At 70.4% G+C, this 22729-nt stretch carries 21 protein-coding genes and 1 tRNA gene; 13 read left to right on the plus strand and 9 right to left on the minus strand.

Annotated features, from left to right (window positions below):
* Positions 1-97 precede the first annotated feature (97 nt).
* The 4 genes from ACWD3I_RS06680 to ACWD3I_RS06695 all read left to right on the plus strand — a co-directional run bounded on the left by ACWD3I_RS06680 (position 98) and on the right by ACWD3I_RS06695 (position 5942).
* A complete protein-coding gene (locus tag ACWD3I_RS06680) occupies positions 98-1618 on the plus strand; it encodes a PP2C family protein-serine/threonine phosphatase (protein WP_365394903.1) in 1521 nt (506 codons plus the stop codon).
* Between the two features lie 94 nt (positions 1619-1712).
* Positions 1713-3176 carry an aminopeptidase P family protein gene (locus tag ACWD3I_RS06685; protein WP_365394741.1) on the plus strand — a complete coding sequence of 488 codons (1464 nt, stop codon included), beginning with the start codon at positions 1713-1715 and terminating at the stop codon, positions 3174-3176.
* A 134-nt stretch (positions 3177-3310) separates the two neighbouring features.
* On the plus strand, positions 3311-4660 hold the full coding sequence (pdxR, locus tag ACWD3I_RS06690) for a MocR-like pyridoxine biosynthesis transcription factor PdxR (protein WP_365394739.1): 1350 nt from the start codon (positions 3311-3313) through the stop codon (positions 4658-4660).
* Between the two features lie 55 nt (positions 4661-4715).
* Positions 4716-5942, plus strand: a complete 1227-nt coding sequence (locus tag ACWD3I_RS06695; protein WP_365394737.1) for an MFS transporter — start codon at positions 4716-4718, stop codon at positions 5940-5942.
* Here ACWD3I_RS06695 and ACWD3I_RS06700 read toward each other — a convergent pair.
* The 3 genes from ACWD3I_RS06700 to ACWD3I_RS06710 form a co-directional block, all read right to left on the minus strand.
* Complete coding sequence (locus tag ACWD3I_RS06700; RefSeq protein WP_365394735.1) at positions 5914-6756, minus strand: triphosphoribosyl-dephospho-CoA synthase; 843 nt, start codon at positions 6754-6756, stop codon at positions 5914-5916. The two genes, ACWD3I_RS06695 and ACWD3I_RS06700, sit on opposite strands and share 29 nt — an antisense overlap.
* Positions 6757-6765: 9 nt before the next feature.
* The gene (locus tag ACWD3I_RS06705; RefSeq protein ID WP_451084041.1) at positions 6766-7710 is read right to left on the minus strand and encodes an intradiol ring-cleavage dioxygenase; all 945 of its coding nucleotides are present in this window, start codon (positions 7708-7710) and stop codon (positions 6766-6768) included.
* A gap of 121 nt (positions 7711-7831) precedes the next feature.
* Positions 7832-8281 (minus strand): ATP-binding protein, encoded by a 450-nt coding sequence (locus ACWD3I_RS06710; protein ID WP_365393254.1) that lies wholly within the window; start codon positions 8279-8281, stop codon positions 7832-7834.
* 232 nt (positions 8282-8513) lie between these two features.
* Here ACWD3I_RS06710 and ACWD3I_RS06715 point away from each other — a divergent pair, with 232 nt between their 5' ends.
* From ACWD3I_RS06715 to ACWD3I_RS06755, 9 genes are all read left to right on the plus strand, one after another.
* Positions 8514-9308 (plus strand): hypothetical protein, encoded by a 795-nt coding sequence (locus ACWD3I_RS06715; RefSeq protein ID WP_365393257.1) that lies wholly within the window; start codon positions 8514-8516, stop codon positions 9306-9308.
* A gap of 145 nt (positions 9309-9453) precedes the next feature.
* Complete coding sequence (locus ACWD3I_RS06720) at positions 9454-10191, plus strand: YcnI family copper-binding membrane protein (protein ID WP_365393260.1); 738 nt, start codon at positions 9454-9456, stop codon at positions 10189-10191.
* 92 nt (positions 10192-10283) lie between these two features.
* On the plus strand, positions 10284-10937 hold the full coding sequence (locus ACWD3I_RS06725; RefSeq protein WP_365393263.1) for an SCO family protein: 654 nt from the start codon (positions 10284-10286) through the stop codon (positions 10935-10937).
* On the plus strand, positions 10934-11392 hold the full coding sequence (locus tag ACWD3I_RS06730) for a copper chaperone PCu(A)C (protein WP_365393266.1): 459 nt from the start codon (positions 10934-10936) through the stop codon (positions 11390-11392). The genes ACWD3I_RS06725 and ACWD3I_RS06730 overlap by 4 nt, the downstream gene beginning before the upstream one ends.
* 13 nt (positions 11393-11405) lie before the next feature.
* Complete coding sequence (locus ACWD3I_RS06735; RefSeq protein ID WP_365393269.1) at positions 11406-13301, plus strand: copper resistance CopC/CopD family protein; 1896 nt, start codon at positions 11406-11408, stop codon at positions 13299-13301.
* A 6-nt stretch (positions 13302-13307) separates the two neighbouring features.
* Entirely contained in the window at positions 13308-14606 is a 1299-nt protein-coding gene (gene efeB, locus ACWD3I_RS06740; RefSeq protein WP_365393272.1) for an iron uptake transporter deferrochelatase/peroxidase subunit, read from the plus strand.
* A 137-nt stretch (positions 14607-14743) separates the two neighbouring features.
* Positions 14744-15676 (plus strand): prephenate dehydratase, encoded by a 933-nt coding sequence (gene pheA, locus ACWD3I_RS06745; RefSeq protein ID WP_351675209.1) that lies wholly within the window; start codon positions 14744-14746, stop codon positions 15674-15676.
* 552 nt (positions 15677-16228) lie between these two features.
* Positions 16229-17506: a serine--tRNA ligase gene (serS, locus tag ACWD3I_RS06750; RefSeq protein WP_046256448.1), complete on the plus strand. Its 1278-nt coding sequence runs from the start codon at positions 16229-16231 to the stop codon at positions 17504-17506.
* Positions 17503-18312, plus strand: a complete 810-nt coding sequence (locus ACWD3I_RS06755; protein WP_365393276.1) for an HAD family hydrolase — start codon at positions 17503-17505, stop codon at positions 18310-18312. Before serS ends, ACWD3I_RS06755 begins: the two co-directional genes overlap by 4 nt.
* A gap of 89 nt (positions 18313-18401) precedes the next feature.
* Here the strand turns inward: ACWD3I_RS06755 and ACWD3I_RS06760 are convergent.
* From ACWD3I_RS06760 to ACWD3I_RS06785, 6 genes are all read right to left on the minus strand, one after another.
* Positions 18402-18486: transfer RNA gene (locus ACWD3I_RS06760), tRNA-Ser, on the minus strand.
* A gap of 264 nt (positions 18487-18750) precedes the next feature.
* On the minus strand, positions 18751-18984 hold the full coding sequence (locus tag ACWD3I_RS06765; RefSeq protein WP_365393279.1) for an SGM_3592 family protein: 234 nt from the start codon (positions 18982-18984) through the stop codon (positions 18751-18753).
* Positions 18985-19064: 80 nt separating this feature from the next.
* Positions 19065-19784, minus strand: coding sequence for an ABC transporter permease (locus ACWD3I_RS06770; protein ID WP_266890190.1), 720 nt, complete (start codon positions 19782-19784; stop codon positions 19065-19067).
* Between the two features lie 10 nt (positions 19785-19794).
* A complete protein-coding gene (locus tag ACWD3I_RS06775; RefSeq protein WP_365393282.1) occupies positions 19795-20706 on the minus strand; it encodes an ABC transporter ATP-binding protein in 912 nt (303 codons plus the stop codon).
* Entirely contained in the window at positions 20703-21608 is a 906-nt protein-coding gene (locus ACWD3I_RS06780) for an ABC transporter permease (RefSeq protein WP_365393285.1), read from the minus strand. The genes ACWD3I_RS06775 and ACWD3I_RS06780 overlap by 4 nt, the downstream gene beginning before the upstream one ends.
* Complete coding sequence (locus tag ACWD3I_RS06785) at positions 21598-22572, minus strand: ABC transporter ATP-binding protein (protein WP_365393705.1); 975 nt, start codon at positions 22570-22572, stop codon at positions 21598-21600. The genes ACWD3I_RS06780 and ACWD3I_RS06785 overlap by 11 nt, the downstream gene beginning before the upstream one ends.
* Positions 22573-22729: the final 157 nt, after the last annotated feature.

Below are 22729 nucleotides of genomic sequence, written 5' to 3' on the forward strand. Positions count from 1 at the left end.
CGCAATAGCCCGTTACCCGAGTCAGTTTTAAGCCAACTTCGCTTTTCCGCAAGAGGTACACCGGTGACCCATGGACACCAGGAATCCCGGCAGGACAATGCTGGACATCCCCTCACGAGTGCGTGTACATGTGGAGACACTGCTAGCGGCGCAGAATGACATGGGGGTTTGCGATGCTTTTGAGCAATACGCACCGGTCGGAAAGCCGGACACCATGAACGCCCCTCACCCTCCGAAAGTGGCCGGAATCGATTCAACGGTTCCCTCGCCCGCACACACTGTCGCGCCCGCGTCCGCCGTCCCGGGCACCTCTCCGGTCCCGCCACCGACCGCTCCGAACGCTCCGAGCGCCCTGCTCCAGGACCGGCTCGCGGGCTGGGTCTCCGACCTCACGACCCTGCACGAACTCACGGAACGTCTGGCCCGCACGGACACACTGCAGGAAGCCCTGACGGAACTCCTGCGCGCCGGAGCCGCCCTCGTGGGCGCCCGGCGCGGCCTCGTCGTACTGGAACCGGGCGACGGACTCGGCCCCGACACCACGATCGGCCTGGGCCTGGCCCGGGCCGATCTCGGTCACATCGAGACCGTGCCGCGCAGCGCGATGTCGTACGGCAGGATCCTCGACGGACTGCCGGGCGCCGACGGCGAGATCGCCGAGCCGGACCTCTTCGCCGAGGACGGCCTCGATCCCCGGCACCGCGAGGTGGCCGCCCGCCTCGGCTACGCGGCGTGCTACGCGCTGCCGCTCTCCTCCGACGCCGCGGGCCGCCTCGGCGCCGCCGTGTGGCTGTACGACGAACCCGCTGAACCGGACGAGCGCCGGCGCCACCTCGTCGGCCTGTACGCGCGCCACGCGACCGAGTACCTGGCACGCCTCCTCGAAGTCGAGCGCACGCGCGCGTGCATGGCGACGATGGCGGAGGAGCTGCTGCCGTCCCGGCTCCCCCGCGTCGCCGGTGTGCGCCTCGCCGTCCGGCACCGCAGCGGCCCGCGCGGCGGCGGCGACTGGTACGACGCCCTGCCGCTGCCCGACGCCGCGCTCGGTCTGGCGGTGGGCTCGGTCACCGGATCCGGTCCGAGCGCGATCGCCGCGATGGGCCGGCTGAGAGCCAGCCTGAGGGCGTACGCCGTGATGGAGGGCGAGGATCCCGTCGCCGTCCTGTCCGACCTGGAGCTGCTGCTGCGGCTCACCGAACCGGCCCGCTCCGCGACCGCCCTGTTCGCCTACTGCGAGCCCGCGCTGCGCAAGATCACGCTGGCCGGTGCCGGGCACTGCCCGCCGCTGCTGGTCGGGGAGCGGCGCACGGAGTTCGTGGAGACGTCCGTGTCGGCGCCGCTCGGGATGCTGGCCTGCTGGGAGGCGCCCAGCGTGGAGCTGGAGGCCGAGCCTGGAGAGACGGTTCTGCTGTACACCGACGGGCTGCTGCACCGGACCGGCGACCCCACCGACCGCGCCTTCGCGCGGCTGCACTCGGCGGCGGCCGGGGTGCCGAAGGCGCTGCGGCACGACCCGGACGCGATCGCCGACCACGTCCTGCGCACCGTCCTGCCGGACGGGCTCGACGCGGCGGACTCCGAGGAGGACGTCGTCCTGCTCGCCGCGCACTTCGAGTAGTGCCGCGGGTAGCTCTCGGTAACAGGTCCAACGGCCCTGGGCCCCCTTCCGCACGACCGTACGATGGACGGGGTCCAGTGCCGTATCTAGGAGGATGACCGTGGCCGACGAGCTCAACCCGGAGACCCCGGAAGAGACCGAAGAGCCGATCAAGCAGCGGAAGAACGGGCTGTACCCGGGCGTGTCCGACGAGCTGGCCGACAGCATGAAGTCCGGCTGGGCCGACACCGAGCTGCACGACCTGCGGCCGATCCCCCAGGCCGCCGAGACCGCGGCCCGCCGTGCCGCGCTGTCCGCGCGTTTCCCGGGCGAGCGTCTGGTGATCCCGGCGGGCAACCTGAAGACCCGCTCGAACGACACGGAGTACCCCTTCCGGGCCTCCGTCGAGTACGCGTACCTCACCGGCAATCAGACCGAGGACGGCGTGCTCGTCCTGGAGCCTGTGGCCGACGGGCACAAGGCCACCATCTACCTGCTGCCGCGTTCCGACCGCGAGAACGGCGAGTTCTGGCTGTCCGGACAGGGCGAGCTGTGGGTCGGCCGGCGGCACTCCCTGGCGGAGTCCGAGGCGCTGTACGGCATCGCCGCATCCGATGTGCGCGAGCTGGCGGACGCGCTGCGCGAGGCGACCGGTCCGGTGCGGGTCGTACGCGGGTTCGACGTCGGCATCGAAGCCGCGCTGACCGACAAGGTCACCGCCGAGCGCGACGAGGAGCTGCGGGTCTTCCTCTCCGAGGCACGGCTGGTCAAGGACGGGTTCGAGATCGGCGAGCTGCAGAAGGCGGTCGATTCGACCGTGCGCGGCTTCGAGGATGTCGTCCGTGTGCTCGACAAGGCCGAGGCGACCTCCGAGCGGTACATCGAGGGCACGTTCTTCCTCCGCGCGCGGGTCGAGGGCAACGACGTCGGCTACGGCTCCATCTGCGCCGCCGGTCCGCACGCCTGCACGCTGCACTGGGTGCGCAACGACGGGCCCGTGCGCTCGGGGGACCTGCTCCTCCTGGACGCCGGTGTCGAGACGCACACGCTGTACACCGCCGACGTCACGCGCACGCTGCCGATCAACGGCACGTACACCGAGATCCAGAAGCAGGTCTACGACGCCGTCTACGAGGCCCAGGAGGCCGGTATCGCGGCGGTGCAGCCCGGTGGCAAGTACCGCGACTTCCACGACGCCGCGCAGCACGTGCTGGCCGAGAAGCTCGTCGAGTGGGGTCTGGTCGAGGGCCCCGTCGAGCGGGTGCTGGAGCTCGGGCTGCAGCGGCGGTGGACACTGCACGGGACCGGGCACATGCTCGGCATGGACGTCCATGACTGTGCCGCGGCGCGGACCGAGACGTATGTCGAGGGCACGCTGGAGCCGGGGATGGTGCTGACGGTCGAGCCCGGTCTGTACTTCCAGGCGGACGATCTGACGGTGCCGGAGGAATACCGGGGCATCGGCGTCCGGATCGAGGACGACATCCTCGTGACGGAGGACGGGAACCGGAATCTGTCGGCGGGGCTTCCTCGACGGTCGGACGAGGTCGAGTCCTGGATGGCTTCGCTCAAGGGCTGACGTCTGGATTGATGGCCGGGTACCAGTGGGGTGCCCGGCCTTTCGTTGCGGTCTGCGGGGTGGTGGGGGCTTGTCTCGCCCACGCGGCGGTAGCCGCAAATCGATACGGCCCCGCGCCTCTTTGGGGGGTTGGTGTGGACCTGCATATTGAGCTGGGCTCTGCCGAGGGGCGGCGGGCTGGGCTTGAACGGGCTCTGCGGGATGCCGTGCGGGACGGGCGGCTGGCTCCCGGGGCTCGGCTGCCTGCCACGCGGCGGCTGGCCGCCGAACTCGGTGTCTCGCGCGGGACCGTGAAATCGGCATACGACCAGCTCGTCGCCGAGGGGTATCTCACTGCCCGGCAGGGTTCGGGCACCCAGGTCGCCTCCTTGCCGTCCGTGGACGAGGAGACCCCGGAAGCCGCCTCACGCACGCGTGCACCCCGTTTCGATCTGCGGCCCGGCAGTCCGGACGTCGGGGCGTTCCCGGCGGCGGCCTGGCTGCGGGCGCTGCGGCGGGCGATCGCGACGGCGCCCTCGCTGGCGTACGACTATGGCGATCCGCGCGGGCGCATCGAGCTGCGGACCGCGCTGTCCGGGTACCTGGGACGTGCGCGAGGGGTCATCGCGCCCCCTGAGCGGATCGTGATCACGTCCGGGTATGTGCAGGGGCTCGCGCTCCTCACGCGCGTGCTCGACGGCGGCGAGATCGCCATGGAGGATCCGGGGCTGCCCTTCCACCGGGAGGTCGTACGGCGGGGCGGCGGGAGCGTGGTGCCCGTGCCGGTCGACGAAAGGGGCGCCTGTGCCGACGGGTTGGGGGACTCCAGAGCCGTGGTGCTCACTCCCGCGCATCAGTATCCGACCGGGGTGACGTTGCATCCCGCGCGGCGGCGGGCGTTCAGCGACTGGGCACGCGTGCGTGGCGGGCTGCTCGTCGAGGACGACTACGACGGGGAGTTCCGCTACGACCGACAGCCCGTCGGTGCGCTGCAGGGGATGGCGCCGGGGCATGTCGTGTATCTCGGCACCGCCTCCAAGACGCTGGGGCCCGCGCTGCGGCTCGGGTGGATGGTGCTGCCGCCGCACCTGGTCGACGCGATCGCCGACGCCAAGCTGCACAGCGATCACCACACCGAGTCCATCGGGCAGTTGGCGCTCGCCGAGCTCATCGGGAGTCATGCGTACGACCGTCATGTGCGCGCCTGCCGGCTGCGGTACCGGCGGCGCCGGGACCAGCTGCTGCACCGGCTCGGGGACCGGCGGCCGGTGCGGGGGATCGCTGCCGGGCTGCACGCGCTGGTGGAGGTCGCCGACGAGAAGGAGGCCCTGGCGCGGGCGGAGGCGGCGGGTCTCGCCGTCGGGCGCCTGGGGGACCACTGGCACGCGCCGGACGCCGAGGGGCGGCCTCAGGGGCTCGTGGTGGGGTACGGGACGCCGCGGGAGCGTGTGTATCCGGAGGCGCTGGAGGCACTGGGGAAGGTGCTGGACGGATTGGGCCAGTAAAAGGGGCGACTATTGGGTCTGTAGTGGGGTCCAGTTCCCTTCTACCGTCGTAGACATGACGAACTCCCTCGTCCCGCCCGCGGGGCCGCAACGCGTCCTGGCCCTGGCCCAGTTGACCAATGCCGTCGGTGACGGCGCCTACCTCGTGACCTCCGCGTTCTACTTCACCCACGTCGTCGGGCTCTCTCCCGCGCGCGTGGGGCTCGGGCTGACCGTCGGTTGGGCGGTCGGGTCGGTGGCGGGCGTGCCGCTGGGGCGGCTCGCGGACCGGCGCGGGGCGCGCGGTACGGCGGTGCTGCTGGCGCTGGCGGCGGGGCTCGCGGTGGCGTCGTTCCTGTTCGTCGGGGGGTTCCTGCCGTTCGTCGCGATCGCGTGCGCGTACGCCGCCGCGCAGTCGGGGCTGGCCGCGGCCCGGCAGACGCTGCTGGCGGGGCTGGTGCCCGCCGGGGAGCGGACCGGGGCGCTGGCGTATCTCCAGTCGGCGTTCAACGCCGGGCTCGCGGTGGGTGCGGGGCTGGGCGGGCTGGCGATCCAGGCCGGGACGCGGGAGGCGTATCTCGCGGTGTTCGCGATGGACGCGGTGACGTTCGTGGCGTGTGCGGGGGTGCTGCTGCGGCTGCCGTCGGTGGCGCCGGTGGCTGTGCGGAAACGTCACGGCCTCGGTGTCGTACGGGATCGCCGCTATGTCGCCGTCACGGCCCTCAACACCGTCCTGTTGCTGCGGATGCCGCTGCTCAGCCTCGGGCTTCCGCTGTGGATCGCCGAGCGGACGCAGGCGCCGACATGGCTGGTGTCCGCGCTGTTCGTGCTCAACACCGGGGCCGTGATGCTCTTCCAGGTGCGGATGGCGCGCGGTGTCACGGGGATCGGGTCGGCGGTCGGCGCGGTGCGGCGGTCGGGGTGGGTCATGCTCGCGGCGTGCGCGGTGTTCGCGCTGTCGGCCGGTGCGTCGCCGTGGGTCGCCGCCGGGGTGCTGGTGGCCGGAGCGGTCCTCCAGGTCGTCGCGGAGATGGGGCAGTCGGCCGGCTCGTGGCAGCTGTCCTTCGATCTGGCCCCGGCCGACCGGGTGGGTGAGTACCAGGGGTTCTTCGGAACGGGCGTGACCGTGGCACGGACGCTGGGGCCGCTCGTGGTGACCACGCTGCTGATCGGGTGGGGGACGGCGGGCTGGCTGCTGCTGGGAGGGGTGACGCTGCTGGCGTCGTACGCCATGGGGCCGGTGGCGCGCCGGGTCACCGCCTCCCAGCCGGAGGTCAGGCGGCGACCCGTGCTCGTGAACTGACCGTCGCCGGGAGCGAGTCCAGGAACAGGGCCCCCGCGAGCAGCCCCGCGCTGCCACGGGGGCTCCACGCGCGCGCGTGGAGATCCTCGTCGAAGGCGACCAGGGCCGCGGCACCGGCCTCGGTGGACGTGCCGCCGGCCTCCAGGACGCCGCGGGCGCCGGCCTGGACGTGGCGCAGGCCGAGCGGGCCCGCGGCGTACAGGAGTTCGGTGTCCTGGAGGGTGGACATCACGGTGAGCAGGGCGTCGAGCCGGGCCTCGCCCTCCGTGGCGCCGGCCGCGCGCGCGGCGGCCAGGGCGTCCAACGCCCGCCGTACGTGCGGGAATCCGGCCCGGGCCTCGCCCCGCGCCCCGGCGGCGCCGTACTTCGCCGACACCGACGAGCCGTGTGAGGGCTTGCGCGGGGCACGCTTGTCGGTGTGCCGGGCGATGCCCTTGGCGGTCGCGGCGATGTCCGTGGCCACGGCTCGGGGGTTCAGGGCGGCCGCGGCGACCAGCAGGCCGAGGGCCCACGTGGCGCCGCGGTGGCCGCCGCCCGCGAGGCCCACCGAGTGCTCGGTGCAGCGGCCGATCGCGCCGAGTTCCGTACGGAGTCCGGGCGTGGGTTCGCCGGTGCGGCGGGCGGCGGCGGCCATCGCCGCGAGGCCGGGCACGAGTGCCTTGGCCGACCAGCGCAGGGAGCAGTGGTCCCGGCGGGTGACGCGGGCGTCGAGGTCACGCGGATCGGGCAGGCCCGGCTTGGGAGCCAGGGCCAGCTGCCTGGTCAGCGCGGTCACGGCGGCCTGCGCCAGCGCTTCGTCCTCGCGGCTGCTCATGGCCGTACCTTACGAGGAGGCCGAGGCCGACGGGGAGGCACTGTCGGTCGGGGCGTCGCTCGGCGGGGTGCCCGTCGGCGCGCCGCTCGGCGGGGTGCCGCCGCCACCGCCGCTGCCCGCGCCGGTGCTCTCGGCGTCGGGGTCGACACCAAGGGTCAGGAAGCCCTTGTAGCCCTTGGAGGGGTCCTTCTTGTGGACGGCCTTGAGGGTGAGCAGGCCGCTGGAGGCGCCGCCGCCGTCGTACACCATGTCGTTGTCGAGGGTGGTGTAGCTGCCGGAGTGCTGGGAGTAGGGCTCCAGCGTGAAGATCTCCTCGGCGACGGTGTCGTCGAAGAAGAACTGGCCGGTGTAGTTGACCTTGCCGCCCTCGTAGGTGCCGTCCTCCTTCTCACCGCCGGTGTGGACCTTGACGTGGATGTGGCAGGTGCGCGGGGTGTACCAACCGGGGAAGATCGTCTCGAACTTGACGACCCCGTTGCCGTTGGCGATCTGGTAACCGCGCAGGTAGGTCTGGTCGTTGGCGGTCGAGCCGTCCTCGCTCTCGGCAGGGGCCGAGCCGCCGGGGTTGGCGGTGGTGTAGCCGGAGTAGTAGCCCCAGGCGTCGCAGTGCCAGATCTCCACGGCCGCGCCGGGGACCGGGGTGCAGCCGTCGGTGGCGTCGACGACGGTGAGGCGCAGGGTCAGCGGGACGCCGCTCTTGCCCTCGGTGATGTCTTTTCTGACCAGGGCGCCGTCGAGGTAGTACGGCCCCTCGGTGACGCTCGTCATGAGCGTCATGCACTCGCTGCCGGTGCTGGTGGCGGACGCCGAGGCCGTCGCGTCGGCGGTGGTGGCGTCGTCGGCGAAGGCCGACTGGTAACCGGCGATGGCCAGGCCGCCCGCGGCGACCGTGCCGCCCGTCACGGCGATGGCGCGACGCCTGGTGATCGTCTTGTCCTTGTGGTTTCCCGTCATGATCAGGAAGTTATGGACGGTGTCCGTCAGGGAGGTTGGGAGACGCTGAGAGCCGCCTGTGAATGCTGAGGAAGCTGAAATTCCGCGTCTTCGCGCGTGAGGAAGTCCTCGGGACGCGGCGCTACACCGCCATGAGCGGGGCGTCCTTCTTCCACTTGAGGATCTTGTCGAAGCTGACCACCGCACCGCCGCGGCCCGGCTTGTTGCCGATGTGGACGTGGTCGGCGAGCTCCTTGATCAGGCACAGCCCGCGGCCGTTCTCGGCCTCACCGGGGGCACGCCGGACCACCGGGGCGGGGCGACCGAAGCCCGGGCCCGAGTCCGCGACCTCGATACGACACTTCTCGCCGTCCAGATAGGCGGTGACCCGGTACGCCTCCGAGGTACCGCCCTGCCCGGCGTCCCCGCCGTGCTCGACGGCGTTCGCGCAGGCCTCACTGAGGGCCACGGAGAGGTCGTAGGAGATATCGGGGTCCACGCCCGCGGTCTCCATCGTGCCGAGCAGCAGCCGTCGCGCGAGCGGAACGCTCGCGGCTTCGCGGCGCAGATGGAGTGACCACCAGATGCTCATGCTCCAGCCTCCCGGCCGCGGCTCGACATACCGTTACCTATTGCCGCCGGTGGCCGTGTGTAAGCACACAGTTGACGTGACGCCGCCCATATGGGCGATGCGTACCGGGCGGTGCATGGGGTATGTGGGGGTGGTTCGCATCAGAGGGTGATCTTCCGGTCGTACCACCCGTACGTCATCTTGTGGACCTGCCGTATGGCCGCCGTAAGGCCAGTGCGATGATGAGCCCGCCATGTCTGCCCCCCACCAGCGCACCGGAGACGGTCTCCGGGTCCCGCGGGCCGCGGTGTTCGCCGCGGTCTGCGTCGTGCTGGCCGCCGCCGGGCACACGATGGCCGCCTGCGCCGCCGTTCCGCTGTGGACGCTGGGCGCGGGATTCCTCGGGGTCCTCGCGGTCGCGGCACCGCTCGCCGGGCGGGTGCGCTCGATGGCGGGGATCGCGGCGCTGCTGGCGCTCGGACAGACCGTGCTGCACACGCTGTTCGGGCTGGGACAGCACGGTACGGCGGCCCAGTCGATGTCCTCGATGTCGTCGGACGCCACTTTGGTGGAGCAGGCCGCGCGGCTGGTCTGCGGGACCACCGCGGCGGCGATCAGCCCCACCCAGGCCGTCCGGATCCTCACCGAGGCGCGCCTCTACCAGGGCACGCACGCGCACGGCTCGGTGGACACCATGTCCACCACCAGCGCCTCCACCTCACTGATGCCCTCCCTGCCGATGCTGCTCGGACACGTCCTCGCGGCCCTCGCCGCCGGCTGGCTGCTGCGCCACGGCGACCTGGCCCTGCTGCGGCTGTCCGAACTGTCGGCGCACGGGGTCGCTCAGGGCGCCCTCGTACGCTCCCTGCGCGGTGCCCTCGCTCTGGTGCGCGCCCTGCGGGCCGGGCTGCCGGGTGCGCCGGAGGCCGGTGCGCGGCTGCCGCGCACCGATCTGCTCGCGCCCCCCGCGCCTCGTACGACCGCACTCCGGCACGCGGTGATCAGGCGCGGTCCGCCCGCCGCCGACGATCTCGTCCTCGCCGCCTGACACGACGCGAGCACCCCTTCCTGGGTTGGGGGCCGCCGTCGTGCGGCCACACGCGCGTGTACCTGTTCCGAGTGATCGGGCACCTCTGCGCGCGCGTATCCCTCTTCAACTCCGGAATCACACGCGAAGTGGAGTGCTCTCTTTCATGAAGGTTTCTCGTCTCGCCGCCGTCGGCGCCATCGCCGCCTCTGCCGTCGTCGTCCTGTCCTCCCCCGCGTTCGCGCACGTCAGCGTGCAGCCCGAGGGCACCGCCGCCAAGGGCGGTTACGCGGTCATCGACTTCAAGGTGCCCAACGAGCGCGACAACGCCTCGACGACCAAGCTCGAGGTCACCTTCCCGACCGACCACCCGCTGGCCTCCGCCATGCCCGAGCCGGTGAACGGCTGGGACATCAAGGTCACCAAGTCCAAGCTGTCCAAGCCCATCGAGCTGCACGGCAAGAAGATCTCCGAGGCCGTCTCCAAGATCACCTGGACCGCCGACGGCAAGGGCATTGAGCCGGGCTTCTTCGAAAAGTTCCCGGTCTCCGTGGGCACACTGCCCGAGGACGCCGACGAACTCGTCTTCAAGGCGATCCAGACGTACTCCAACAAGGAGGTCGTCCGCTGGATCGAGATCGAGCAGGAGGGCCAGGAGGAGCCCGAGAACCCGGCCCCGGTGCTGGCACTCACGGCCGCCTCCGAGGACGGCCACCACGGCGCGTCGGCGACCGAGAAGGCCTCCGACTCCGACGACACCGAGAACGCCGCCGCCGAGACGGCCGCCCCCGCCGACAGCAGTGACACCACCGCGCGCGTGCTCGGCGTGGTCGGCATCGCCGTCGGCGTGGTCGGGGTCGGGTACGGCGTGCTCGCCGGCCGTCGGCGCACCACCGACGCCTGAGGTCCACCCTTCCGCGCGGTGCACCGGGGTCGTACGACCTCTCCGCACGATCCCGGTGCACCCCGGGCCCTTCACATCTGGGACATTTTGATATGCGCAAGAAGACGTTCGCCGCGGCCGCCCTGCTCGCCGCCGCATCCTTGACACTGACCGCCTGCGGCAGCGGTGACGACAGCGACTCGCCCGTCTCGGTGGTCTCCGAGGAGGCGGGTTCCGACAAGGCCGCCACCGTCCTCGACAAGCCGTTCGAGAAGCCGGACCTCGTCCTCACCGACACCAGCGGCGAGAAGTACGACCTCCGCGAGCAGACCAAGGGCCGGCCGACGCTGATCTACTTCGGCTACACCCACTGCCCCGACGTCTGCCCGCTGACGATGAACAACATCGCCGTCGCCAAGAAGCAGCTGACCAAGGCGCAGCAGGACGAGCTGCGGATCGTGTTCGTCACCACCGACCCCGACCGGGACACCCCGAAGGCGCTGGGCAAGTGGCTCAAGGGCATCGACTCCCAGGTCGTCGGCCTGACCGGCGACTTCGACACCATCCAGGCCGGCGCCCGTACCCTCGGCATCTCCATCGAGCCGCCGCACAAGGACAAGAACGGCAAGATCGTCTCGACGCACGGCACGCAGGTCGTCGCGTTCTCGCCGAAGACCGACGGCGGGTACGTCCTCTACGGCGAGGACGCCACCGTCGACGACTACACCAAGGACCTCCCCAAGCTCATCAAGGGAGAGAACCCGTGAGCCGGTTCCCGCTCTTCGCGGCTGCCGCGGTCGGCACCCTGGTGCTGACCGGCTGCTCGGACTCCGGCTCCTCCGACGACGCACAGGCCGAACTGTCCGTCAGCGCCGCCTACATGCCCCAGCCGGTCTCCGACTCCATGGCGGCGGGCTTCCTCACGGTCACCAACCAGGGCGGCGCGAAGGACGACCTGACCTCGGTCACCAGCGATGTCGGCCAGGTCACCGTGCACGAGACCGTCGACTCCTCCATGGCGGAGGTCAAGAGCCTCGATGTGCCCGCACACGGACAACTCGTGTTCAAGAGCGGCGGCAACCATCTGATGTTCGAGAACCTGAAGCGGAAGCCGAAGCAGGGCGAGACGGTCTCCGTGGAACTGCACTTCGCGAAGTCCGGCCCGGTCACCGTCGAGATGCCGGTGAAGTCCGCGACGTACAGCCCCAAGACCGGGCACTGAGGGAGGGACCACCTTGACGCAGACCATCGCCCCCCGCGTCCGGATCCTGGTGCTGCTGCTTCTCGCGGCCACCGGACTGCTTCTCGCCGGTGCCGGACCGGCCTCCGCGCACGCCGCGCTGACCGGCAGCGACCCCCAGCAGGGGGTGGTGGTCGACAAGGCCCCGACCCAGGTCTCGCTCACCTTCTCCGAGAAGGTCGCGATGTCCGACGACTCCCTGCGGGTCCTCGACCCCAAGGGCAAGCGCGTCGACACCGGCAAGCCGTCCGACGTCAGCGGCACGACCTACGCCGTCCAGCTGCACAGCGGACTGCCCGACGGCACCTACACCGTCACCTACCAGGTCGTCTCCGAGGACAGCCACCCCGTCGCCGGGGCCTACACCTTCTCCGTCGGCGCCCCCTCGAAGACCACCGTCTCGGCCTCCGGCCCGACCGCCGGCGGCGGAGTCGTCGGCTGGCTCTACGGCTTCGGGCGCTACGTCTCCTACGCCGGGTTCATCGTCATGGTCGGCGGCGCCGCCTTCGTGCTGGCCTGCTGGCAGCGCGGCGCCGGCGTACGGGCCCTGCAGCGGCTCGTCGTCTCCGGGTGGCTCGCGCTCACCTCGGCCACCCTCCTGCTGCTGCTCCTGCGCGGCTCGTACACCGGCAGCGGCAAGCTCGGCGACGTCTTCGACCTGAGCCTGCTCGGACAGGTCCTGCAGACCAAGACCGGCGCGTCGATGGTCTCCCGGCTGCTGCTGCTCGCCGCGGCGGCACTGTTCATCGCCGTGCTCTTCGGGGCGTACGACAAACGCGAGGACCAGGAGAAGCGGGACCTCACCTTCGGGCTCTCCATCGGCGGCACCGTCGTGGCCGCCGGGCTCGCGGCGAGCTGGGCGATGGCCGAGCACGCCTCGACCGGGCTCCAGACCGGCATCGCGATGCCCGTCGACGTGGTGCATCTGCTGGCGGTCGCGGCCTGGCTGGGCGGGCTGACCGCGCTCCTGGTGACGCTGTACCGGGCGGACACCCCGATCGAGCGCTCCGCCGTTCGCCGCTTCTCCCGCCTCGCCTTCAGCAGCGTTGTGACCCTCGTCGCCACCGGCATCTACCAGTCGTGGCGCCAGCTCGGTTCCTGGTCGGCCTTCACCGACACGACGTACGGACAGCTGCTCCTCGTCAAGATCGGGCTCGTGACGCTGCTGGTGGGCATCGCGTGGATCTCCCGGCGGTGGACCGCGCGGCTGGGGGACAGCGCGGTGGCGCCCTCGGTGGAGGTTCCGGACCAGGAGGAGGCTCCGGAGCGGGAGAAGGAGCACGTCAGTGCCAATGCCAAGGGCGGCGGCTCCAAGCGGGCCGCCCAGCTCGCCCGGCAGCAGGCCGCCGTCGACGCGGCGCGGCAGCGGCGGCAGCGGGACGCCGACCCGGATCGGTTCGGGCTGCGCCGCTCGGTGCTCGCCGAGGCGAGCGTCGCCGTCGTCCTGCTCGCCATCACCACCGTGCTGACCCAGACCGAGCCAGGCCGCACCGAGGAGGAGGCCAAGGCGGCCACGTCGTCGTCCGCTTCCTCCTCCACCTCGTCCTCGGGCGCGCTGACGCTCGACATGCCGTTCGACACCGGCGGCGAGGACGGCAAGGGCCTCGTGCGGATCGATCTCGACCCCGCGCGCGTGGGCGCCAACGAGATGCACGTCTACGTGGAGCGGCCCAATGGGCGCGGCTTCGACGTACCCGAGGTGAAGGTCTCCTTCACCCTCGAGTCCAAGGGCATCGGACCACTGCCCGTCGTCCCCGACCACATCACCACCGGACACTGGTCGGCCAACGGCATCCAGCTCCCCATGGCGGGCGACTGGAAGATCGCGGTGACCGTGCGGACCTCCGACATCGACCAGACCACCGTCTCGAAGAACGCGCAGATCGGCTGAACCACCATGGCTGACCAGTCCATTCCGGAGGCCCGTACTCCCGACAGAGCACTTGATGACGGCACTCTTGACAACGCCGTCCTCAAGGAAGGCGTTTCGCGGCGCCGGCTGCTCGGGACCGCCGGTGCCACCGGGCTCGTGCTCGGCGCGGCCGGCGGGGCCGTCGGGTATGCCGCCCGGCCCTCCGAGGCCACGCCGCTCACCTCGGTCGGCGCCGACGAGGCGATGTTTCACGGGAAACATCAGCCCGGCATCCTCCAGGGCCTCCAGGCCCGCGGCCACCTCGTCGCCTTCGACCTGGCGGCGGGCGCCGGCCGCAAGGGCGCGGCCGCGCTGCTGCGCCGCTGGTCGGAGACGGCCCGGCGGCTGATGGCGGGCGAAGGGACGGCCTCGGACGACACGGATGTCGCGCGGGACGCCGGTCCGTCGGCGCTCACCATCACCTTCGGGTTCGGACACGGCTTCTTCGCCAGGACCGGCCTCGAGAAGCAGCGCCCGGTCGCGCTGGACCCGTTGCCCGACTTCTCCTCCGATCAGCTCGACAAGGCGCGCAGCGACGGCGACCTGTGGGTGCAGATCGGCGCCAATGACGCACTGGTCGCCTTCCATGCCCTGCGCGCGATCCAGAAGGACGCGGGGAGCGCGGCCCGCGTCCGGTGGCAGATGAACGGGTTCAACCGGTCGCCGGGTGCCACCGCCCACCCCATGACGGCCCGGAACCTCATGGGCCAGATCGACGGCACCCGCAATCCGAAGCCGAGCGAGTCCGACTTCGACCAGCGGATCTTCGTGCCGTCCTCCGGTTCGAACGACCCGTCCTGGATGGCGAACGGTTCCTACGCCGTCGTACGTCGTATCCGCATGCTCCTCGACGACTGGGAGAACCTCTCGGTCACCGAGCAGGAGAACGTCATCGGGCGCCGCAAGGCGAACGGGGCGGCGCTCTCCGGGGGCTCCGAGACGACCGAGATGGACCTGGAGAAGACGGACGCCAAGGGCGATCTGGTCGTCCCGATCAACGCCCACGCGCGCATTACCCGGCCCGACCAGAACGGCGGAGCGGCGTTGCTGCGGCGCCCGTTCTCGTACCACGACGGCATCGGCACGGACGGGGTGCCGGACGCGGGGCTGCTCTTCGTGTGCTGGCAGGCCGACCCGCTGCGCGGCTTCGTCACCGTGCAGCGCAAGCTCGATCGCGGTGACGCCTTGTCGAAGTTCATCCGGCACGAGTCGAGCGGGCTGTTCGCGGTGCCGGGCGGAGCCGCCGAAGGGGAGTACGTGGGGCAGAGGTTGCTGGAGGGGTGAGCGGGCGGGGCGGTCGTGCGGTCCGGGGAGGGTCACGCGAACGCCCGGGGTGGCTTCCGGTCACGCCGGTTCACTCAGCGGAGGGGCTGTCGTGAGACGTGTGCGCCAGGCTGCGCAAGGGCCATTAGGGTGAGGTCATGCCAGCGAGCTATGCGTATCTCGGTCCTGAAGGCACCTTCACCGAAGTCGCCCTGCGCACGCTTCCGGAGACGGCCACGCGGGAGCTGATCCCGTATGTGTCCGTGCAGTCCGCGCTGGACGCGGTGCGCGCGGGCGAGGCCGAGGCCGCGTTCGTGCCGATCGAGAACTCCGTCGAGGGCGGCATCACCACCACCCTCGACGAGCTGGTCGCCGGCGCCCCGCTGATGATCTACCGCGAGGTGTTGCTGTCGATCACCTTCGCGCTGCTGGTCAGGCCCGGCACCGAGCTTTCGGGGATCAAGACGGTCTCCGCGCACCCGGCCGCCCAGCCGCAGGTCCGCAACTGGCTGAAGAAGAACCTTCCGGACGCCCTCTGGGAGTCCGCCGCCTCCAACGCGGACGCCGCGCGCCTGGTCCAGGAGGGCCAGTACGACGCCGCCTTCGCGGGCGAGTTCGCGGCTGCCCGGTACGGCCTGGAGGCGCTGGAGACCAACATCCACGACGCGGAGAACGCCCAGACCCGGTTCGTGCTGGTCGGCAGGCCTGCCCGGCCCGCCGCGCCGACCGGTGCCGACAAGACGTCCGTGGTGCTGTGGCAGCGCGACGACCACCCCGGCGGTCTGCGCGATCTGCTGGGCGAGTTCGCCACCCGGGGCATCAACCTGACGGTGCTGCAGTCCCGGCCCACCGGTGCCGGAATCGGCAACTACTGCTTCTGCATCGACGCCGAGGGACACATCTCCGACCGCCGGGTCTCCGAGGCCCTGATGGGGCTCAAGCGGATCTGCCTCGATGTGCGGTACCTCGGCTCGTACCCCCGTGCGGACATGACCACGGCCGACGTACAGCCGCCGCTGCGCGGCACGTCGGACGAGGAGTTCGTGGCGGCGGCGGACTGGGTCGCTCGTTGCCAGGACGGGCGTTTCTAGCAAGCGTCCAGCAGGAGTACGCAGGGTTTCCAGCCGTTCCTACCTGCATATTTTCGTTATCCACAGGAGTTATCCACAGGCTGCCGTCTCGACCTGGGGACAAGTCGACACGGAAGCGCTGCCCAGTCGACAAATCGCCCTACAGCCCTCAACTTCGTCCACAGCTCCACAGGTCACCCTTCGTCCACCCGTTTCCATCGATCAATCCTTTGGGGTGACCCATTTCCACCCGAAAGTGGGCCTGAACAGGGTTTGGATCGGGAATTCTCAGCCCGTCGAGGTCGATTGGGAATGATCACTTCCGAAGTCCACAGATCTTTCGCACACCCTGTGGATAACTTTCCGGGGGTGTGGATTCCTGTGGACAGAGCAGCCTCCAAGTCCCGTCCCCCACAAGGAAATCGAGTCAACCGGCCGCCTCTCCCTTGCCTCGTTCCAGGGAGTGAGATGCCTTTTATTGACACAGTACGCAATTCCCCCATAACGGTACGTAAGACGTAGTTCGGAATAGCGAGTCGTGGGCTCTCACCAGGCACCGGTAGCCTTGGCCGCGTGATTGACCTTCGCCTGCTCCGTGAGGACCCCGACCGAGTGCGCGCGTCCCAGCGCGCCCGTGGAGAGGACGTCGCGCTCGTCGACGCCCTCCTGTCTGCCGACGAGCGGCGCAGGTCGTCCGGCGTCCGCTTCGACGAGCTGCGTTCCGAGCAGAAGAACCTCGGCAAGCTCATCCCCAAGGCCTCCGGCGACGAGAAGGCCGAGCTCCTGAAGAAGGCGGGCCAGCTGGCCGCCGACGTCAAGGCGGCCGACGCCGAGCAGCACGAGGCCGACGAGGAGACCAAGCGCCTCGCACTCCAGCTCGGCAACCTCGTCCACCCCGACGTCCCCGTCGGCGGCGAGGAGGACTTCGTCGTCCTCGAGACGCACGGCACCATCCGCGACTTCGGCGCCGAGGGCTTCGAGCCCAAGGACCACCTGGAACTCGGCGAGTCGCTGGGCGCCATCGACGTCGAGCGCGGCGCCAAGGTGTCCGGCTCGCGCTTCTACTACCTGACGGGTGTCGGCGCGCTCCTGGAGCTCGCCCTCGTCAACGCGGCGATCGCCCAGGCCACCGAGGCCGGCTTCATCCCGATGCTCACCCCCGCGCTGGTCCGCCCGCGCGCCATGGAGGGCACCGGCTTCCTCGGCCAGGCCGCGGAGAACGTGTACCACCTGGAGAAGGACGACTACTACCTGGTCGGCACCTCCGAGGTCCCGCTCGCCGCCTACCACATGGACGAGATCCTCGACGCCGACAAGCTGCCGCTGCGCTACGCCGGCTTCTCGCCGTGCTTCCGCCGCGAGGCCGGCACCTACGGCAAGGACACGCGTGGCATCTTCCGCGTGCACCAGTTCGACAAGGTCGAGATGTTCTCGTACGTCGCCCCCGAGGACGCCGAGAACGAGCACCAGCGGCTCCTGGACTGGGAGAAGCAGTGGCTGACCGGCCTCGAGCTGCCCTTCCAGGTCATCGACGTGGCCTCGGGCGACCTCGGCGCGTCGGCGTCCCGGAAGTTCGACTGCGAGGCGTGGATCCCGACCCAGGGCAAGTACCGCGAGCTGACCTCGGCCTCCAACTGCGACAGCTTCCAGGCCCGCCGGCTGTCGGTGCGCCAGCGCGACGGCAAGAAGGTGCAGCCGCTCGCGACGCTCAACGGCACGCTGTGCGCCGTACCGCGCACGATCGTGGCGCTCCTGGAGAACCACCAGCAGGCCGACGGCTCCGTGTACGTGCCGCCGGTGCTGCGTCCGTACCTGGGCGGGCGTGAGGTGCTGGAGCCCGTTGCCAAGTGAGTACGGCCGCTGAGTTTCCCTTCAAGCTGATCGCGACCGACCTCGACGGGACGCTCCTGCGCTCCGACGAGTCGGTCTCGCAGCGCACGCGTGCCGCTCTCGCGGCGGCGACCGAGGCCGGTGCGGCGCACATCGTCGTCACCGGCCGCGCGGTGCCATGGACACGGCACATCCTCGACGACCTCGGCTACGAGGGGCTCGCGGTCTGCGGGCAGGGTGGGCAGGTGTACCACGCCGGGGAGCATCGGCTGCTGACGTCGGTGACGCTCGATCGGCAGCTGGCGGGAGTCGCGCTGGCCAAGATCGAGGCGGAGGTCGGGCCGCTGTACCTCGCGGCGAGCCGGGACGGTCTCGACGGTGCGGTGCTGGTGGGGCAGGGATATGCGCTCACCGGGGACCTGCCTGCGACACCGTTCACGGATGCGGCCGATCTGTGGTCCGCGCCGCTGAACAAGATCTACATCCAGCATCCGGAGCTGTCGGACGACGAACTGGCGGAGGCGTCCCGGCGGGCCGCGGGTGGGTTCGTCAGCGTCGCGATGGCCGGTGCGGGGATCGTCGAGCTGCTGCCGTTGGGGTTGTCGAAGGCGACGGGGTTGTCACTGGCGGCCCGTCGGCTCGGTCTGAAGGCCGCGGACACGATCGCCTTCGGCGATATGCCGAATGATGTGCCGATGTTCGGGTGGGCTGCTCGGGGTGTGGCCATGGGCAACGCGCATGAGGAGCTCAAGGCGGTTGCCGACGAGGTGACCGCGTCCAACGAGGACGACGGGATCGCAGTGGTCCTGGAGCGTCTGCTGGGGTGAGGCTGCGGTGAACTGCGGGCCGTCCGTGGCTGGTCACGCAGTTCCCCGCGCCCCTGGGTGGGTCCAGTGCCGTGTGCTTCAACATGTTGCGGAGGATGCACGGATCGAACGTGCGCGGGGTTTCCCCCGACCGCGGCTTAGCAAGCCGGTGCCTTTCCACTCGGCCAATCCTCCGGGTGGGCGACCCACGCGAGAGCGACATCGCGTGCTCGAAGCGGCCGCCCCGGGCAGCTCCCGTGCGAGCGGGTTCGGCGGTGGCGTAACTACACCGGAACCCGCCGCGGACTGCCCTGACGGGAGCTGGACGTACTGTCGTGCATCGACATCGCCCAACTCCTCTCCCAGAACGTGGCGCCGGAGTCACTGTCCGGCGTGGACACAACCATCGTGCCTGTACGCCGAGTTGGACGCCACTGATTAAAACGGCCGGGTGTTCGCCTACCGCCGCCACCACTTGCGGCGCGCCTTGCTGAAGAACCAGCCCGCGGGCGGCTCGTCGGAACGCCACGGCTGCGGCTCGGGCTTCTCGCTGCGCCAGCGGGCGGCGAGCATACGGGCCCGGGCGGACGGCTCGGAGGACTCCGCCGAGCGTATGAAGTCCTCGTCCAGGACGAGCCTGTCCCAGGTGTCGTCCCCGGATCGTGCCCGCCCGTCGTAGTGCGCGTCCGCCATCCCCGTTCCTCCTCGCAGTGCATCCCCTGCTGCCCAGTCTGCCCGGGCAGGAGTGAAGTCCCCGTCAATAAGCCCGGCGTCTACTCCTCGCCCGCCAGCGTCAGCGTCCTCAGCTTCTGTCCCGCGTACCAGGTGGCGAGGACGGTCACCGCGACCAGCAGCACCGTGGCCGTCGTCAGCCCGACGTCCGAAGTCACCAGGTCCCCGCCGGCGACCTTGTGGGCCACGGCCAGCGACCACTGCTGGACGCTGAGCGTGCGCGCCCCGGCGACCAGGGAGCCGAACAGGGCCTCCCAGACAAGGGCGTAGACGAGGCCGAAGACCACCGCGTGCCGGGACACCGTGCCGAGCAGCAGGAACAGCGCGGCGTAGGCGATGGAGGAGACCAGCGCGGCCACCGTGTAGGCGACGGCGATCTGCTGGCCGTTGCCGTTGAGGATGAAGCCCGCGATCAGGGTCGGCAGCGCCGAGAACACCATGGTCACGGCGACCGCGACGATCAGCTTGGTGAAGATGATCGTCGGCCGTTTGATCGGCTTGGACAGCAGATACACCACCGAGCCGTCGTCGATCTCCGGGCCGATCGCGCCCGTGCCGGCGATGACGCCGATGATCGGCACCATCGTGGCCAGCGCGAGGCCGCCCAGGAGGTCGGCCGTGGTCTGGTCGTCGGCGCCCACCAGACCCCGCACAATCACGGAGATCAGGATCAGCAGCGCGGGCAGGGCGCCCAGGATGAGGGCCCGGCGACGGCCGAGCAGGGCCCGGTAGGTGAGTCGGGCGACTGTGGGGTCGTACATCTTGGGCCTCCTACGCCGCGACCAGATACGAGAACACGGACTCGAGGGACTCGTCGGACGGCGAGACCGTGAGCAGCCGGATGCCGTGGTCGCGGGCGACCTTGGGCAGCAGCGTGGTGAAACGGCCGAAGTCGACGGCCTGGATGCGCAACGCGCCCTCCGCCAGGTCGACTTCGATGCCGGACGTCGACGGGTCGGCGATCAGCGCGGCCGCGAGGGCGCGGTCGTCGCTGGAGCGCACCAGGTAGCGGTGCGGCCGGTCGGTCATCAGGCGGCGGATCTTGCGGAAGTCGCCGCTGGCCGCGTGGCGTCCGGCCACCACGACCTCGATGTGCCAGGCGAGTTGCTCGACCTCTTCGAGGATGTGGGAGGAGAACAGCACCGTGCGGCCCTCGTCGCCCATGCGTCGCAGCAGGTCCATGAGCTGCATGCGCTGACGCGGGTCCATGCCGTTGAAGGGCTCGTCAAGGAGGAGCAGCGACGGGTCGTGGACCAGGGCACTGGCCATCTTCACGCGCTGGCGCATGCCCTTGGAGTACGTCTGGATCTTGCGGTCCTGCGCGTACTCCATCTCGACCGTGGCCAGCGCCTTCTGGGCGGCCTTGGCTCCCAGACCGTGCAACTCGGCGTTGGCGACGACGAATTCGCGGCCGGTGAGGAAGTCGTACATCGCCTCGCGCTCGGGGACGATGCCGATGTGCTTGTAGATGTTCTCGTTGCGCCACACCTGCTGGCCGTCGAGGGTGACGGTGCCGGTGGAGGGGGCGAGGAAGCCGCCCATCATGTTGATCAGGGTGGACTTTCCTGCGCCGTTGGGGCCGAGGAGGCCGGTGACGCCGGGGCCGATCGTCATGGTGATGTCGTTGACGGCGACCACGTTGCCGAACCAGCGCGAGACGTGGTCGATGTTGAGCGTGGTCACAGTCCGACCTTTCGGTAGCGGCGCAGCAGAAGGCCGTAGCAGGCGGCGATGAGGCCGAGGACGGCCAGGACGTAGACCACGCCCTCACCGTTCGAAGGACCTGCCGCGCCGGGGAACGCCGAGCTCGCACCGAGGAACGCGGTCTGCAGTCCGTCGATGAGCGTGACCGGGGAGAACAGCCCGATCCACGGGACGGCGTCCGTGCTGCCCTGGGCGTCGGCGATGGCCTGGAGCGTGGAGACCGCGCCGTAGGAGATCGTCATGACGGCGATCACGGCCGCGATGCCGAAGCCGCGGCGCGGGGTGACCGAGGCGATGACCAGGCCGATGCCGGCGAACAGCAGCGAGAGCAGTGCCACCGAGACGAGTCCCTGCGCGAATCCCTTGGTCTGGTCGGCGAAGTCCAGCTTGGCCAGCAGCGCGCCCACGTAGAGCACGAGGAGGGGGGCGGCGGTGAGGATGAACATCGCCGAGGCCAGCGCCGCGTACTTCGCGCGGACGTAGTCGGCGGTCTCGATCGGCCGCGAGAAGTACAGCGGCACGGTCTTGAAGCGCAGGTCGCGCGAGACGGACTGGGGTGCCTGGGAGGCGATGTAGAGGCTGATGACGGCCTGCATGACGATCGCGTAGCGCGTGTAGTCGACGGGCAGGTCGTTGGCCTTGGTGGCGACCGCGACGGCGACCATGATGGCCGCGGGCACGCACATCACCACGAACAGCAGCATCGGCAGCACCTTGGACTTCACCGAACGGCCGAGGCCGTAGGAGCCGCGCAGGGACTGCGAGTAGAGGGATCGGGTGGCGTAGGAGCGGCCGAGACGGGGGCCGTCGTAGGTGCGGTAGCCGATGTTGTGGATGCGGGTCTGGTCACCCGGTGTCGACAGGGGCTGCTCAACTGCCATGGCCGACGGCCTCCTTCCGCTGCTCGCTGGTGTCCTGGTCGTCCGTGAAGACCTCGGAGATGTGATGCCGACGCTGCTCCATGCGGACCAGGCCGAGGCCGAGGTCGGCGACCGCGTCCCGGACGACGTCGTACGTCTCCTCGCCCTGTGCGGTCAGCAGCAGGATGTGGCCGGCGCCCGGCAGGGCGCTGCTCGCATCGAGGACTTCCACCCCGCGCGCGTGGAGCGCTTCTCGTACCGCGCGGGTTCCGTCGGGATGCGCGTCGGTGTCGGTGACCTCGATCGCCAGGGTGGTCGTGGTCTGGGTGAAGTCGGTGGTGGAGCTGGACCGCAGCAGCTTGCCGCCGTCCACGACGACGACGTGGTCGCAGGTACGTTCCAGTTCGCCCAGCAGGTGCGAGGTGACCAGGACCGAGATGCCGAAGTCGGTGTAGATACGCCGGATCAGGCCCAGCATGTCGTCGCGGCCCACCGGGTCGAGGCCGTTGGTCGGCTCGTCCAGGAAGACCAGCTGCGGGTCGTGGACCAGGGCCTGGGCCAGCTTCACGCGCTGCTTCATGCCGGTGGAGTAGCCGCCGATGGGGCGGTACCGCTCCTCGTACAGCCCGACGTGGCGCAGCGTGTCCGCGGTGCGTTCGCGCGCGGCGGCGGGCGGCAGGCCGGACATGCGCGCCATATGGACGACGAACTCGGTCGCCGAGACGTCGGGCGGCAGACAGTCGTGCTCCGGCATGTACCCCACGCGCTCGCGGATGGCGCCGCCCTTGGTGGCGACGTCGAGCCCGAGCACTTCGGCACGGCCCTCCGTGGCGGGGGACAGACCCAGCAGGATCTTGATCAGAGTGGACTTGCCGGCTCCGTTTGCTCCGACGAGTCCGGTCACACCGGGCCCGACGTCGACGGAGAGCCGGTCAAGCGCGGTCACCCGGGGGAACCGCTTGCTCAGGCTTTCGGTCGCGATCACAGTCACGCCATAGACGGTAGTGACGCGGACCACGCCGGTCGTCACACCGCAGAGCTGTCTTCGGGTCAGACTCCAGATGTACGGGCCCGTAGGGGATGCCATGCCTGAGAGCTACGCGAGGGCGTTCTCCACAGGCCGCGACCCGCCTATTGACGCT

Source organism: Streptomyces sp. NPDC002817, from assembly GCF_053592055.1.

Bases quoted from the DNA above. Each gene is read 5' to 3' on its own strand.
- ACWD3I_RS06680 (WP_365394903.1), top strand. From the start codon at position 98: ATGCTGGACATCCCCTCACGAGTGCGTGTACATGTGGAGACACTGCTA.
- ACWD3I_RS06685 (WP_365394741.1), top strand. From the start codon at position 1,713: ATGACCGTGGCCGACGAGCTCAACCCGGAGACCCCGGAAGAGACCGAA.
- ACWD3I_RS06695 (WP_365394737.1), top strand. From the start codon at position 4,716: ATGACGAACTCCCTCGTCCCGCCCGCGGGGCCGCAACGCGTCCTGGCC.
- ACWD3I_RS06700 (WP_365394735.1), bottom strand. From the start codon at position 6,756: ATGAGCAGCCGCGAGGACGAAGCGCTGGCGCAGGCCGCCGTGACCGCG.
- ACWD3I_RS06705 (WP_451084041.1), bottom strand. From the start codon at position 7,710: ATGACGGGAAACCACAAGGACAAGACGATCACCAGGCGTCGCGCCATC.
- ACWD3I_RS06710 (WP_365393254.1), bottom strand. From the start codon at position 8,281: ATGAGCATCTGGTGGTCACTCCATCTGCGCCGCGAAGCCGCGAGCGTT.
- ACWD3I_RS06715 (WP_365393257.1), top strand. From the start codon at position 8,514: ATGTCTGCCCCCCACCAGCGCACCGGAGACGGTCTCCGGGTCCCGCGG.
- ACWD3I_RS06720 (WP_365393260.1), top strand. From the start codon at position 9,454: ATGAAGGTTTCTCGTCTCGCCGCCGTCGGCGCCATCGCCGCCTCTGCC.
- ACWD3I_RS06725 (WP_365393263.1), top strand. From the start codon at position 10,284: ATGCGCAAGAAGACGTTCGCCGCGGCCGCCCTGCTCGCCGCCGCATCC.
- efeB (WP_365393272.1), top strand. From the start codon at position 13,308: ATGGCTGACCAGTCCATTCCGGAGGCCCGTACTCCCGACAGAGCACTT.
- pheA (WP_351675209.1), top strand. From the start codon at position 14,744: ATGCCAGCGAGCTATGCGTATCTCGGTCCTGAAGGCACCTTCACCGAA.
- ACWD3I_RS06765 (WP_365393279.1), bottom strand. From the start codon at position 18,984: ATGGCGGACGCGCACTACGACGGGCGGGCACGATCCGGGGACGACACC.
- ACWD3I_RS06770 (WP_266890190.1), bottom strand. From the start codon at position 19,784: ATGTACGACCCCACAGTCGCCCGACTCACCTACCGGGCCCTGCTCGGC.
- ACWD3I_RS06780 (WP_365393285.1), bottom strand. From the start codon at position 21,608: ATGGCAGTTGAGCAGCCCCTGTCGACACCGGGTGACCAGACCCGCATC.